The organism is Rathayibacter sp. VKM Ac-2803 (assembly GCF_009807175.1).
Classification (GTDB): domain Bacteria; phylum Actinomycetota; class Actinomycetes; order Actinomycetales; family Microbacteriaceae; genus Rathayibacter.
In genome coordinates this window covers 462,219-476,079 of record NZ_WUCD01000001.1, presented here as the reverse complement: position 1 = coordinate 476,079, position 13,861 = coordinate 462,219, and the positions used below count along the sequence as shown (strand labels likewise).

Sequence of the window (13,861 nt, the reverse complement as noted above, 5' to 3'; positions counted from 1 at the left end):
CGGCTAGGTTCGCGGTACGCGACCCGACGCGGATGGACGGAACCCGGCCGGCCACGATCGTCGGCGCGCCGGAACGCGGTGACCCATGGACGCTCGACGACGCCTGCTGGTCGTGGCCGGAGCGGTCGCGGCGGTGCTCGTGGCGGGCGCGGTGGTGCTCGATGCGACGGCGGGGAGCCCGGGCGACGCGTCCGGGAGTCGCCCGATCGCCGGGAGCGCGACTCCGGCCGTCTCTCAGGCTCCGCCGGCGACCGGTGCTGCCTCTCCCGGCGGCCTCGCCACCGTGACCCCGTCGACCCCGTCGACCCCGGCGGCGCTCGCCGCGGAGCCCGACCCCGAGGCTCCGCTCGAGGTCTCCGGGCCGGCGCCCGTCGAGACCGGGCTGCCCGCCTCGGCCCCCCGCGCGGCGCTGATCGCGCTGCCGCTGCCGGCCGCCGCGAGCTCCTCCGGCGCGGTGGTCGACGGCTATCCGTCGGCCGTCGTCGCTCCGGTCCCCGGCTCGATCGTGGCCTCGAGCTCGGTCGAGCCCGCGGGCGACGTGCTGCGCTCGGGTCTCACGGCGACCGTCGCCCTCGACGCGGAGCAGATCACCGAGCACTACCGGGATTCGCTGGCAGCGCAGGGCTTCACCTCGGCGGCCGTCGAGGCTCCCGACGGCGGCTCCGCCACGCTCTTCACCGCGGGCGAGGACACGGTGAGCCTCTCGGTGACCCCGACCGGCACGCCCCGGATGAGCTACTCGCTGCTGTCCGTCCTGCACGCCCCGAGCGGAGGCTGAGAGGTGTACATCTCGCTGTCCGACCGGCCGGAGGGCCCCGCGGAGCAGCCGGCGCGCGCCTCCGGTCCCGCGCGGGTCGCCCCGGCCGTGATCGCCCTGGGCGTGGTGAGCCTGTTCACCGACATCTCGTCGGAGTCGACCGCGGCGATCCTGCCCTTCTACATCACCGCGGCGCTGGGGATGTCGACGCTCGCCTACGGCTTCCTCGACGGCCTGTACCAGGGCGTCAGCGCGTTCGTCCGGATCGGCGCCGGCTGGACGGCCGACCGCACCGACCGGCCCAAGCTCGTGGCGCTCGCCGGCTACGGCCTGTCGATGCTCGCCAGGCTGGGGCTCCTGGCGGGGAGCGGGCCCGCCGCCCTCACGGCCGTGGTCGCCGTCGACCGCGTCGGCAAGGGGATCCGCACCGCGCCGCGGGACGCGATGATCTCGGCCTCCTCCGACTCCGCATCGCTCGCGCGCTCCTTCGGCGTGCACCGGATGCTCGACACCGTCGGGGCGACGATCGGGCCCCTCCTCGCCTTCGTCGTGCTCCTGCTCGTGCCGGACGGCTACGCGACGGTCTTCGTGGTGTCGGCCGCGTTCGCGACGCTCGGAGTGGTCGTCCTGCTGCTGTTCGTCCCCGACCTGCGGACGCGCCCCGCCGGTGGCCCGGCCCGGGCCCGGCTGCCGTGGCGTCGGCTGTGGGATCGACGCCCGCGCCGCCTCCTGCTCGCGGCGGGCCTGCTCGGCGTGCTGACGGTCGGCGACGGCTTCGTCTACCTCGTGCTGCAGAGTCGGAGCGGCTTCGCGGCGCAGTGGTTCCCGCTGCTGTACGTCGGGACGAACGCGGCCTACCTCGCCCTCGCGATCCCGTTCGGGCGCCTCGCCGACCGCTGGGGCCGGGCCCGGATGTTCGCCGCCGGCCACGTGCTGCTGCTGGCCGTGTACGTGCTGGCCGCCTCGCCCGCCTCCGGACTGCCCGCGACCCTCGCCTGCCTGCTGCTGCTCGGCGCCTTCTACGCGGCGACCGACGGAGTGCTCGCCGCGGTCGCCGGGGCGAGCGTGCCCGTCGAGATCCGGGCGAGCGGGATCGCGGCCGCCCAGACGGTCGTCGCGGTGGCGCGCCTGATCGCGTCGGTGGGCTTCGGGGCGCTGTGGCTGTGGCTCGGGCGGGAGGGCGCGATGGTCGCCGTCGCCATCGCGCTCGTGGCCGCGCTCCCGGTGGCGGTGCTGCTGCTGCGCGACCGGTTCGCGGAGGCGGCGCGATGACGGAGGAACGCGCCTCCCGCCTCTCGGAGCGCACGCGCTGGATCGTCGCCGTCACCGCGGCCGTCGCCCTGCTCGGCGGCGCGGCCGCCTACGGCGTGGGTGCGTGGCAGCGGTTCGAGGCGCGCTCCTCGGCCGACTCCGCCGTCGCGGTCGCCACCGGCGCGCCGGCGGACGGCGATCGGATCGTGTTCCGCAACACCGCGAGCGGGCAGGGCTACGGGATGGTCGCCTCCGTGCCGCTGGCGGATCCGGGAGCCGCCCGTGCGATCAGCGACCGGGCCTGCGACCGGGTGGCAGCGACCGCCGAGACCCAGCTGTGCCTCCGCACCGACCGCGGCGTGCTGACGACCTTCGAGGCGGTGCTGACCGATGCCGACGGAGCGATCCTGCTCGAGTGGCCGCTGCCCGGCATCCCCAGCCGGGCGCGGATCGGCGACGGGATGCTGAGCACGACCGCGTTCGTCACCGGCCACTCCTACGCGCCGACCACATTCTCGACCCAGACCGTGATCCGCTCCCTCGACCCGGCGGTCCCCGACCCGGGCGATCTCGAGTCCTTCGCGCTGAGCGTCGCCGGCCAGCCGCTGACCGCCGTCGACCGCAACCTCTGGGGAGTCACCTTCGCCGACGACGGCGACACCTTCTACGCGACCGCCGCCTCGGGATCCCGCACCTGGCTGGTGCGCGGCAGCATGGCGGCACGGGCGCTGACGGCGATCCACGACACCGCGGAGTGCCCGTCCCTCTCGCCCGACGGCACCCGGATCGCCTACAAGAAGGACGCCGGCGGCGCCGTGCCCGACTGGCGCATCGCCGTGCTCGACCTCGCCTCGGGCACCGAGACTGTCCTCCCGGAGGAGCGCAGCGTCGACGACCAGGTGGTCTGGCTCGACGACGGCACGCTGCTCTACGGCCTCCCGCGGGAGGACTCGCCCGGCGACACCGACGTGTGGTCGATCGCGGTCGACGGCGGAGGCGCGCCGGAGCTCTACCTGGAGCACGCCTGGTCGCCGTCGGTCGTGCGGGGCTGAGGGCGGGCCCTCAGACCGGCGACGACACCTCGGCCAGGCGCATCGTGCCGCCCGCCTGCGCGGCGAACGCTCGCGCCGTCGCAGCGATCGTGCGCTGCATGACGCGCACCGCGGCGGTCGGCGCGAGGTCGGCCGGGCGGGCGAGGCTGATCGTGCGGGTCAGGTGGGGCCGGTCGGGCTCCTCGATGCGGATCGAGCGCAGGCCCGGGCGGCCCTGGAGCACCATCGCAGGGACGACCGCGATGCCGAGGCCGCGCTCCGCGAAGCGCAGCACCGCGTCCATCTCGGCCCCCTCCAGCACGACGTCGGGTGCCAGGCCGGCCGCCGAGAACGCGGCGTCGGTCGCTCGGCGCAGGTCGTAGCTCGAGTTGAAGGCGATCTGCGGGAGGCGGGCCACGGCCGCCAGATCGAGCGCGTCGCCGTCGGCCAGGGGCGGCTCCGTGGTCGACGAGACCACGACGAGCTCCTCGACGAGCAGCGGAGTCACGGTGAAGGCGCCGCCGATCGCGGCGGTCGAGGTCGTCACGAGCGCGAGGTCGAGCTCGCCCCGCGCGAGCCGGTCGAAGAGGCTCCGCGAGCCGTCCTCGGCGAGGTGCAGCTCGATGGCCGGATGCGCCGCGTGGAACGCGTGCAGCACCTCCGCGACGAGGCTGATGCAGAGGGTCGGAGTCGCACCGAAGCGGACCCGGCCGCGCTCGAGTCCGGCCAGCTCGGCCAGCTCGCGGCGCACCGACTCGGCGTCGGCCAGCATGCGGCGGGCGAGCGGCAGCAGGAGCTCGCCGGCCGGGGTGAGGCTGCTGCCGGCGCGCGCTCGGTGGAACAGCTCCGAGCCCAGATCCTGCTCCAGCGACGCGATCTGGCGGCTCAGCGACGGCTGTGCGAGATGCAGCTCGTCGGCGGCACGGGTGAAGCTGCCGAGGCGCGCGATCTCGACGAAGCCGGTCAGCTGCTCGAAGTTCATATCCATAGCCTAATCGCATGGTTCATAGCCGAAATATGCATTGGAGTAATCGAACAGCGCTGCCTAGCGTGGGGGGATGAGCACTTCACAGACCACCACGGAGCGACGGATCTCCACCTCCGTCCTCGTCATCGGCACCGGCGGCTCCGGCCTCCGCGCCGCCATCGAGCTGGCCGAGGCCGGGGTCGACGTCCTCGCGCTGGGCAAGCGCTCGAAGTCGGACGCGCACACCTCGCTCGCCGCCGGCGGCATCAACGCCGCCCTCGCCACGATGGACCCCGACGACAGCTGGCAGCAGCACGCCGCCGACACCATCACCGAGTCGTACCTGCTCGCGAACCCGCACACCGTCGAGATCGTCACCTCGAACGCCGCCCGCGGCATCCAGGACCTCGAGCGCTACGGCATGCCGTTCGCCCGCGAGGACGACGGCCGCATCTCGCAGCGCTTCTTCGGAGCGCACACCTACCGCCGCACCGCCTTCGCCGGCGACTACACGGGCCTCGAGATCCAGCGGACGCTGGTCAACCGCGCCGCGCAGCTCGAGATCCCGATCCTCGATACCGTCTACGTCACGCGCATCCTCGTCAACGACGACGGAGCCGTCTTCGGCGCCTACGGCTTCGACCTCGTCGACGGCACTCGCTACCTCATCCACGCCGACGCGGTGATCCTCGCCGCCGGCGGCCACAATCGCATCTGGCGCCGCACCTCCTCGCGCCGCGACGAGAACACGGGCGACTCGTTCCGCCTGGCCGTCGAGGCCGGCGGGCGCCTGCGCGATCCCGAGCTGGTGCAGTTCCACCCGTCGGGCATCATCGAGCCCGAGAACGCGGCCGGCACGCTGATCTCCGAGGCCGCGCGCGGCGAGGGAGGCATCCTCCGCAACGGGCTCGGCGAGCGCTTCATGGGAAAGTACGACCCCGAGCGTCTCGAGCTCTCGACCCGCGACCGGGTCGCGCTCGCCTGCTACACCGAGATCAAGGAGGGCCGCGGCACGCCGAACGGCGGAGTCTGGCTCGACGTCTCGCACCTGCCGCGCGAGACGATCATGACCCGGCTCCCGCGCGTCTACCAGACGATGCTCGAGCTGCAGATGCTCGACATCACGAAGGAGCCGATCGAGATCGCCCCGACGGCGCACTACTCGATGGGCGGCGTCTGGGTCCGCTCCGAGGACCACAGCACCGACGTCCCCGGGCTCTACGCCATCGGCGAGGCGTCCAGCGGTCTGCACGGCGCGAACCGCCTCGGCGGCAACTCGCTGATCGAGCTGCTCGTCTTCGGCAGGATCGTCGGCCAGGCCGCCGCGGACTACTCCGCGTCTCTGACCGCGCAGACCCGTTCGGCGGCGTCGGTGCAGGTCGCTCGCGATGAGATCGCCGACCTGCTCGCCGCCGACGGCGAGGAGAACGTGCGGGCGCTGCAGCGCGCGATCCGCAACACGATGACCGAGCACGCGGGAGTCGTCCGCGACGAGGCGGGCCTGCTCGCCGGACTCGCCGAGCTGGACGCGATCGAGGCGCGCATCGCCGACATCGGGATCCACCCCGACATCGCCGGGTTCCAGGACCTCGCGCACGCCTTCGACCTCAAGTCGGCCGCGATGGCCGCACGGGCCACCCTCGACGCAGCGCTCGAGCGCCGGGAGAGCCGCGGCTGCCACAACCGCAGCGACTACCCCGACATGGACCCGGCCCTGCAGGTGAACCTCGTCTGGTCGCCCAGCACGGGGATCACCCGTGAGGAGATCCCCGCGATCCCGGAGGAGATCCAGGCCCTCATCGGCGAGGTCGCCACCGCGGGCAAGCTGCTCGAGTAGCCGAGGGCCGCGTCATCCGCCGAGGGTGACGCGGAGGATCCTCTCGTCGCTGTTGTTCGCGATGCTGTCCTTGTCCCCGCTGTTGGAGGTCGTCATCCAGAGGCCGCCCCGCCCGTCGGGCTCGACGGTGCGCAGGCGGCCGTAGGTGCCGATGAACGACGCGGTGGGGGTGGCGAGGGTGTCGCCGACGATCGGGGCTCGGTAGAGGCGGGTCCCGCGGAGGCACGCGATGTAGACGACGTCGCGCACGACGCTGAGGCCGGAGCAGGAGCCGGCGCTGGTCGGGTAGGTCTGCTTCGGGGTGATGAAGCCGGGCGTGCTGCAGGTGCCCGACGTGCCTTCGCAGGCCGGCCAGCCGTAGTTGCCGCCGCGGACGATGAGGTTCGTCTCGTCCATCACGCTGTTGCCGAACTCCTGCTCCCAGAGGCGTCCCTGCGAGTCGAAGGCGAGCCCCTGCGGGTTGCGGTGCCCGTAGCTCCAGACGGCGTTGCCGAAGGGGTTGTCGGCGGGGATGCTGCCGTCGGGGTCGATGCGCAGGATCTTGCCGCTGAGGGAGGAGAGGTTCTGGGCGGTGGCGGTGTTCTGGCCGTCGCCGGTGCTGATGTAGAGCTTCCCGTCGGGGCCGAAGCGCAGCCGTCCGCCGTTGTGGTACTTGTTCCGCAGGATCCCGGAGGCGAGCACCTGCGTGATGCTCGTGTCGAGGCGGTCGCCGACGAGCTTGAGGCGGATGACCCGGTTGTCGGTGGGGGAGGTGTGCATGACGTACAGCCACTGATCCGTCGCGAAGGTCGGCGACACCGCGATGCCGAGGAGGCCGCCCTCCCCGTCCGTGCTCTGGACGTTCGGCACCGTGCCCAGGGTGGTCGTGACACCCGTGGAGGGGTTCAGCCGGACGATGTCCTGCGCGTCGCGGCGGGAGTAGAGGACGCTCCCGTCGGGGGCCGTCGTCAGGCCCCAGGGGATGTCGGTGTCGGTGGCCGTCTGGGTGACGGTGCAGAACGCGGTGCTGCAGGCCGCGCCGGTGGTCACGGCGGCCGCGGCGCTGCGGCTGGAGGTGTTGCCCTGCGCATCGACGGCCGCGACGGTGTAGGAGTAGGCGGTGCTCGCCGTCAGGCCGCTCTCGGTGAAGGTCGTGGCCGGTGCCGCCGTGCCGGCGCCGGTGACGGTCCCGACCTGGGTCGAGCCGCGGAAGACCGTGTAGCTGCGCACTCCGACGTTGTCGGTGCTGGCGCTCCAGGTGAGGGTGACGGCCGTGCCCGATGCTCTCGCGGTGAGGCCGGTCGGGCGGGTGGGCGCCTGCGTGTCGACCGTGCACTGCGGCACTGAGATCGCGACCGTGCCACTGGCCTGGGAGATGTTGCCGGCGGCGTCGCGGGCGTTCACGTACAGCCCCCACTGCGCACCCGGAGTCAGGTCGATGCCGGTCGAGGTGACGTTCCCGGCGACGGCCTTCATGAACTGACCGTCGTGGTAGACGTCGTACCCGGTCACTCCGACGGCATCGGTGGACGCGGTCCACGAGAACGTCGCCGTCCGGCAGGCGAGGTTCGCGACCCGCGGGTTCGTCGGGGCGGACGGGGCGGCCGTGTCCGCCGCGGGCGCGGTGGTCCGCCACTTCTGCCAGTCGCCGCCGCCGCAGGTCGCGATCTGCACCGAGGAGCGGTTCGCCGTCTTCCGGTCCTTGACGCTCAGGCAGAGGCCCGACCCGACTCCGCGAATGGTGCCGTCGCTCTCGAACCGCCACTTCTGCCAGTCCCCGCCCACGCAGTCGGAGATCTGCGCGTCGGCGCCGGCCGTCGTCGCGCGGCCGCGCACCTCCAGGCACTTCGCGCCGCCGTACACGGTGATCTCACCGCTCGTCGCGATCGTCCAGTTCTGGTTGGCGCCCTTGTTGCAGTCGTAGATGACCACCACGGTGCGATTCGTGGTCGACGCGTTCGGGACGTCGAGGCACCGCTTCGACGCGACTCCGATGAGCGGGGCGGCGACGGGGGCTGCCACTGCCGCCGTCGTCGGTGCGAGCGCCGCGTGAGCGGGAGCGCCCGAGACGAGGAGCGCGGCCGCGAGAACGGCGACCGAGAGACTGCGGCGGATAGTGAAACGCATCAGCGGGTTCCTCTACGTGCGAAGCGAGCCGGGCGCCTGCACGACTCGCCCGTGTGCTGACCCTCGCACTCGGCCCGACGCCCCACAACGGGTCACCCGTGCCATCTCGGGCGGGAGGTGCCCCCCGAATGGGTGAAGTCCGTCACTCGCCGCCAGGGGGACGTCGTCTGCGGCCACGGCGGGGTGGCGAGGATGACCACGGGCTCTCGCCGAGGCAGCAGACGCTTCCCGCACGTCAGCTGAACCCACAACCTCGCGCGACCCCGCGTCGCTGGTCGTTCGAGGCCAGCACGCTTCCGGGTGTGCCGGGCTCCCGAGTGCGGAGATGGCCTTCCGCGGACATCTCGCGAGGTTGCTGACAGGGATCAACGACTCCGCAGCTAATCCTCGGGCGTAGACATGCTGGAAGCGTTGCGGGAGCTCGGTGTCCAGAAAAATTGGATCAACGTCCAGAGCGCGAAGGTGAGAAGAGCCGTGAGGCCAACTAGAACCCACGCCACAATCTCAAGTCTTTCTAGTTTTATTTGACCGAGAAGGGCGCCCGCGAGACCGAGGGTCGATGCAGTGAGTATACCGGCGATGCCGCGAAGCAGCGATCTTGCGGCTCTGGTACTCGTAAGGGTAAGGCGTCTATTCGAACCGATCGCCCTCGCCTTTCTGCCCGATAAATGGACTTGTACCTGCATGTCCAGTGCTTGAAGCATCGATCGAGAATCCTGAATGTACAGCACGACCTCGTCGTAGACAGTCGGGTCGTGGAGGTAATCAGCGCGAGCTTGATCGATGCTTCTTGCAACGTTCTTGTCTTTGGCATTTTTCACAATAGGCGAGTCGGCATATATGAAGATGGCGACCGGATCATACGCACTGAACTCTTCGCGCAATCTAGTAATGATGTGAGAGTCTCTAACTACAAGAAAAGCGACATCTGCTTTGTTGAGCGCCTCATGGACCGAAGACGCCCGCAATCCATAGCGGTAGCCCCCATACTCGTACTGGAGATCGCCTAGCTCTATAAGTTGGAACGACTCGAGTGAGATAATTTCTAGGTCCGAGTGCGTAACGTCCTCATTCGGACGTCGGAGCCGCGTGGATAATTTTGGGACCACGGCCCACCGCTTTCGTTCAAGAAAGGCGATTAGGTCGGACTTCCATACGCCCGACATACCATCAATCAAAAATAGCCGCTTCATGCGGCCTCCGCTCGCCCTCGCTGTTTGATGAATTTCGCCGGCGTTCCTGCAACTACTGTAAATGGTGCTACGTCAGAAGTGACCACTGCTCCAGCGGCTACGACGGCCCCATTGCCGATAGTTACCCCTTTCAGAATGGACGCATGAGCTCCAACCCAAACGTCGTTCCCAATTGAGATTGGTGCTGATCTGTGACCCTGGTCTGAAATCAGATCACGTCTACTGTCGAACTTGTGATCACCACTGTTGATGATGACGTAAGGTCCGATCAGACAGTCATCACCGATCGATATTGATGTCCTAGCTGTGATGAGAGTTCCTCGATTAATATAAAGGTTCCGGCCAACCGATACATTTTCGGGAAACTCAAAGATGGTAAATTGACTTATGTCAAGGTTCGCACCGGACGACTGGAGAACTCGAGACCAGTAAAGGCTCCGTAGAAAACGAAAAGGACGAATTCCCGGAAGTGAGCTCACGACCTCGCTGAAAGGGGAGCTGCGCTGCTGTCGGGTGGTGGTCGTACCGGGCATGTTCGTAAGAGTATGGGATCGACGACTTAGCGTCGATGTTCAGCTCAGGAGGTGACCCGCTTCCCCTGGCGTCGCTTGAGATGGGATGGCCCAATCTCCGGCTGTCGGGGATCCTGCGGGCGACCGTTCCGCTCGCTTTGAAGTGGCGCGCTTGCGCTCGCGTCCCGCGACTGCCGGGTTGCGGTGGGCGCAAACGTCCTTGACGATGCGAAAGGCGACGCGCTTAAAGCTAGGCCTGCAGCCCGCGGCACATTGGGGTTGGCGGAGCGCATAGCGAACGCCGGGACGCCGCAGATTCCAGAGACGCGCTCACCCTCGCGTTGCGACTAGAGGCCATACGCTGTCCCGCCCCCCTACCCCCGCGCCTGGAAGTACACGTCCACGAAGTAGTTCGTGCTGTTGTACGCCGCCGTCGGCATCACTCCGCCCGACCCGTAGCGGTACACCCCGTTCGGCGCCGACGCCGTGGTCAGCGCCCCCGCCGTCACCGGCGACGCGAGCCCCGCCGGCGTCGCCGAGTAGTACCCCGCCGGAGCCAGGTAGGACACCGTGTACCGCGCCCCCGGCACCAGCTCCACCGGCGACGCGAACGCCGCGCTCTGCCAGCCGCTCGCGGTCTCGCCGGTGAAGGTCACCTGGGCGAGGCGCGTGCCGGAGGCGTCCCACAGCGATCCGACGTGCGTGCCGGTGTTGCGGGAGCCCTTGTAGAAGGCGATGCCGGTCGCGCTGCCCGCTGCCGAGGCGGTGAAGCTCATCCCCACCTCGACCGAGGAGGAGTCCTCGGCGGAGGCGGTCGTGGGAGTAGCGCCGTCGAACAGGCGCGTGCCCGCAGGAGTCGGGGTCGCAGGAGGAGGGGTCGCCACCGACGGTACGAACGCGACGTCGACCAGGTAGTTCGTGGTCGAGCGCGACGAGGCGAAGCCGGTGCCGTACGTGTAGGCGCCGGAGTCGCTCGCCGTGACGAGCGGGCCGCGGGTGCCTCCGGAGCCGAACCCGTTGACCGTGGCGGAGTAGCTCCCCGTGGTCGTCGTGTAGGCGGCCACGTAGTCGGTGCCGCCGGTCACGGCGACGGGAGTGGCGAACGCGACCTCCTGCCAGCCGCCCGTGCTCTCGCCGACGAACGTCGCTCGGCCGATCTCGGCGCCGGTGTCGGCGTTCGACAGCGTCCCGACATGGGTGCCGGTGTTGCCCGGGCCCTTGTAGAAGCGGAGGCGGGTGACGGTGCCGTCGACGGTCGGGGCGAAGCGAACGCCGAGGGTGATCGGGGTGCCCTCGGCGACCTGGGCGATGCCCGGGGCCGCGGAGTCGTCGAAGAGCCGGCAGGGGCAGACCCCCACGACGGCGTCGGGCGCCTGGGTCGTGAAGGTCCAGCTGCCGCCGGCCGTCACGGCGCCGCCGGAGGTCGCGGTGCCCGCGAGGGTGGCGGTGTAGGTGGTCGACGCCGCGAGCGGGGCGCTCGGCGTGAAGGTCGCGGTGCGGGTGGTGGCCGCATAGGCCGTGCTGCCTGCCACGGTCGCGCCGGAGGCTGTCTTCAGGGTCATCTTCACCGAGGCCGACGTCACCGCCTTCGAGAAGACTCCGGACACGGTCGTCGACGGCGCGACGCTCGACGAGCCGGCGAGCGGCTTCTGCGACGCGACGCTCAGGGGCGTCGAGTCGACCGTGCTGTAGACGGCGTCGACGTAGTAGTTGCCCGCGCGGTAGCTGTCGGCGGGGAAGCCGCCGGTGGTGCTGTAGAGCCCCGCCGGCTCGGCGCCGAAGCCGCCGGCGACCCGCAGCGGGGCGGCGTCGTAGCCGGCGCTCGCCCAGAACCACTCCGCCGCCGAGTAGCGGCCGGTCGTGGTCGTGTACGAGACGACGTACGGGGTCCCAGCCGTCACGGCGACGGGCGAGGCGAACGTGCCGGTCTGCCATCCGCTCGCCGTCTCGTTCGCGAAGGTGAGGGTGCCCAGCTGCTGGCGGTCGAGGTTCCAGAGCGCGCCGGTGTGCGTGCCGGTGTTGGCCGAGCTCTTGTAGAAGCGCACGCCCTGGATGAATCCGTCGGCGGTCGGCGTGAAGCGCAGCCCGAGGGTGACGGCCGTGCTGTCACCGGAGTCGATGGTCCTGGGCACCTCGGCGCCGAACACGCTGGCCGTGCCGGTGATGGTGACGGTGCGGCTCACCGCGGTGCCGATGTTGGCGCTGTCGTCGACCGCGCGCACCCGGATGGTGCCGGTGCCCGAGCCGTGCAGCACGTAGCTGTAGGTCCACGACGTGGTCCCGGAGGCGGGGTGCCAGGTGGCGCCGTCGGTCGAGACCTCCACGCCCGCGACCCGTCCCCCCGAGGCGTCGGCCGCGGTGCCCGAGACCGTCACCATGCTGCCGTTGGCCTTGCTGGTCGTGCCGGAGGGAGTGGTGATCGAGACGGTGGGGCGCGTGGTGTCGGTGCTCTTCGTCGCGGCGACCAGGCCGGTCATCAGCGTGGTGGGCTGCACGCCCATGTCGGCGAACAGGTTCACCTGCGCCTGCTGCATCCGCACGTCGGCGGGTGCGCCGTCGCCGTCGTGCTCCTGGTCGAGGCCCCACGACCACTGCACGGAGCCGGCCGAGAAGACCAGTGCGCCGCTGGCGGCCTTGTAGAGGGTGAGGTTGTGCCGGGTGGTGCCCGGCGCGACGGTGTTGCCGAAGTCCTGCAGGTACTCCGTGACGGCGCCGGTCGTCGTCGAGAGCCGGACCAGGCCCGGCGGTCGCGCGCCGTTGTCGACGTCCTCGTTCGACTCGTAGCCGATCGTGTGCGGCGCGAGGGCGGCGCTGGTGCCGGCGGCGAGGTTCGCGAGCGAGGTGCTGCGCCAGAGCCGCAGCTTGCCCTCGGCGGCACTCACCGTCACGGGCAGGTCGGAGTAGTTGACCATGTAGAGCGTGCCCGCGAGGCTGTTCTCGGGCTGCCCGCCTCCGTTCGCCACCGAGGCGAAGCGCGGGTCGCGCATGGTGCCGGTGGATTCGGCGGCCGGGTCGGTCTTGGCGTTCGCCCAGGTCTCCTTGTAGGTGACGAGGGTGCGGTAGTCCGCGCCGCCCGCGGTCGGCGAGGGCTCGTAGCGGGTGCGCCAGTAGTTCTCGTTGCCCGAGAGGAACTGGAGGTGGACGCCGGCGTCGCGCGCAGCCGTGACGTTCGCTCGCTGGGCGCCCGACCAGTACTCGTCGTGGCCGACCGAGAGGAAGGTGCGGTGCTGCTTGAGCGCTGAGCCGAAGCGGTCGGTGTCGATGCCGCTGAAGTAGCTGACGTCGTAGCCGTTGCGCTCGAGGAAGCGCACCAGCGGGTACTCGTTGGCGAAGTAGAAGTCGCGGCCCGCGTTGTCGCCGCGCGTGGTGACGGGGCGGTTGTAGCTCAGCTTGTAGGCGCGGCCGTTCGCGCCGCCGCTGTAGAAGTTGGAGCCGCCGTAGGTGTTGTAGGCCTGCCACGAGGTGTCGGAGGTCTGGAAGAGCACGGCCGAGGTGCTGGCGGTGTCGCGCACGACGAAGGTGATCTGGCTCCGCCCGCCCGTGTCGGCGCGGGTGAGCAGGGCGACGTAGACGCCCGACACGGCGGTGCTCGGCACGTCCCAGCCCGCCGAGACGGCCCAGGTGCCGCAGTCGTACAGCTCGGTGGTGACGTCCGAGAGGCACTGCGGCTGGCTCTGCGGGAGGGCTGCGCTCGGGCTCACGGAGGCGATGAGCCGCGCGCCCTTCCCGGCGTACCAGCCGGTGCGGTAGATGTCGACGGAGTAGGCGGCGGCGTCGGTGTCGATCTTGAAGTCGACGCGCTGGCCGACGTTCACGCTGATGTCGGTCGCGTAGCCCTGGATCGACGGGTCGCCTGCGCCCGCGACGTCCCACACCGACGGATCCGCGCCGGGCCTGGAGTTCTCGCAGACGATGGCGTTCTGCCCGGCGGCGCACGGGGTCTCGGCGCTCGCCGAGGGGACCACGGCTCCGATGACGACGAGCACGACGGCGGCGGTGGCCGCCAGGAGCGAGGCGCGCAGGCGGCCGAGTCCGCGGCGGGCGGCGGGCATCAGCGGTGATCCCGGCGGCAGGGGGTGCGGGAGGGCGCGGGAGGGGTCCATGAGGACGGCCTTTCGAACAGAGCACTCTCGACGTCGGGTGCCGCGAGAGTCGGTGCCACGGCGGCGTGCGAGGACGCGCCGTGCTCGGCGCGCACGAGGAGCCC

The 13,861-nt window shown here is 70.6% G+C and carries 9 protein-coding genes; 4 read left to right on the top strand and 5 right to left on the bottom strand.

Annotated elements, in window-relative coordinates:
• Window positions 1-85: 85 nt before the first annotated feature.
• From GRS96_RS02155 to GRS96_RS02145, 3 genes are read left to right on the top strand one after another with little or no spacing between them, the layout of a single operon-like run.
• The gene (locus GRS96_RS02155) at window positions 86-778 is read left to right on the top strand and encodes a hypothetical protein (protein WP_159854916.1); all 693 of its coding nucleotides are present in this window, start codon (window positions 86-88) and stop codon (window positions 776-778) included.
• A gap of 3 nt (window positions 779-781) precedes the next feature.
• The gene (locus GRS96_RS02150) at window positions 782-2,029 is read left to right on the top strand and encodes an MFS transporter (protein WP_159854918.1); all 1,248 of its coding nucleotides are present in this window, start codon (window positions 782-784) and stop codon (window positions 2,027-2,029) included.
• Window positions 2,026-3,060 carry a TolB family protein gene (locus GRS96_RS02145; RefSeq protein ID WP_159987601.1) on the top strand — a complete coding sequence of 345 codons (1,035 nt, stop codon included), beginning with the start codon at window positions 2,026-2,028 and terminating at the stop codon, window positions 3,058-3,060. The genes GRS96_RS02150 and GRS96_RS02145 overlap by 4 nt, the downstream gene beginning before the upstream one ends.
• Before the next feature lie 10 nt (window positions 3,061-3,070).
• Here the strand turns inward: GRS96_RS02145 and GRS96_RS02140 are convergent, their stop codons facing one another.
• Entirely contained in the window at window positions 3,071-4,027 is a 957-nt protein-coding gene (locus GRS96_RS02140; RefSeq protein WP_159854922.1) for a LysR family transcriptional regulator, read from the bottom strand.
• Window positions 4,028-4,097: 70 nt separating this feature from the next.
• Here GRS96_RS02140 and GRS96_RS02135 point away from each other — a divergent pair, with 70 nt between their 5' ends.
• Complete coding sequence (locus GRS96_RS02135) at window positions 4,098-5,843, top strand: L-aspartate oxidase (RefSeq protein WP_159987600.1); 1,746 nt, start codon at window positions 4,098-4,100, stop codon at window positions 5,841-5,843.
• Window positions 5,844-5,855: 12 nt separating this feature from the next.
• Here the strand turns inward: GRS96_RS02135 and GRS96_RS02130 are convergent, their stop codons facing one another.
• The 4 genes from GRS96_RS02130 to GRS96_RS02115 form a co-directional block, all read right to left on the bottom strand.
• Complete coding sequence (locus tag GRS96_RS02130) at window positions 5,856-7,949, bottom strand: PQQ-dependent sugar dehydrogenase (RefSeq protein ID WP_159987599.1); 2,094 nt, start codon at window positions 7,947-7,949, stop codon at window positions 5,856-5,858.
• A 380-nt stretch (window positions 7,950-8,329) separates the two neighbouring features.
• Window positions 8,330-9,142, bottom strand: a complete 813-nt coding sequence (locus tag GRS96_RS02125) for a hypothetical protein (protein ID WP_159987598.1) — start codon at window positions 9,140-9,142, stop codon at window positions 8,330-8,332.
• Window positions 9,139-9,675, bottom strand: coding sequence for an acyltransferase (locus GRS96_RS20880; protein WP_159987597.1), 537 nt, complete (start codon window positions 9,673-9,675; stop codon window positions 9,139-9,141). The genes GRS96_RS02125 and GRS96_RS20880 overlap by 4 nt, the downstream gene beginning before the upstream one ends.
• 353 nt (window positions 9,676-10,028) lie before the next feature.
• Window positions 10,029-13,757, bottom strand: coding sequence for a DUF4082 domain-containing protein (locus GRS96_RS02115; RefSeq protein ID WP_236553543.1), 3,729 nt, complete (start codon window positions 13,755-13,757; stop codon window positions 10,029-10,031).
• Window positions 13,758-13,861 lie beyond the last annotated feature (104 nt).

Bases quoted from the DNA above. Each gene is read 5' to 3' on its own strand.
- GRS96_RS20880 (WP_159987597.1), bottom strand. From the start codon at position 9,675: ATGCCCGGTACGACCACCACCCGACAGCAGCGCAGCTCCCCTTTCAGC.
- GRS96_RS02145 (WP_159987601.1), top strand. From the start codon at position 2,026: ATGACGGAGGAACGCGCCTCCCGCCTCTCGGAGCGCACGCGCTGGATC.
- GRS96_RS02135 (WP_159987600.1), top strand. From the start codon at position 4,098: ATGAGCACTTCACAGACCACCACGGAGCGACGGATCTCCACCTCCGTC.
- GRS96_RS02130 (WP_159987599.1), bottom strand. From the start codon at position 7,949: ATGCGTTTCACTATCCGCCGCAGTCTCTCGGTCGCCGTTCTCGCGGCC.
- GRS96_RS02125 (WP_159987598.1), bottom strand. From the start codon at position 9,142: ATGAAGCGGCTATTTTTGATTGATGGTATGTCGGGCGTATGGAAGTCC.
- GRS96_RS02115 (WP_236553543.1), bottom strand. From the start codon at position 13,757: ATGGACCCCTCCCGCGCCCTCCCGCACCCCCTGCCGCCGGGATCACCG.
- GRS96_RS02155 (WP_159854916.1), top strand. From the start codon at position 86: ATGGACGCTCGACGACGCCTGCTGGTCGTGGCCGGAGCGGTCGCGGCG.
- GRS96_RS02140 (WP_159854922.1), bottom strand. From the start codon at position 4,027: ATGGATATGAACTTCGAGCAGCTGACCGGCTTCGTCGAGATCGCGCGC.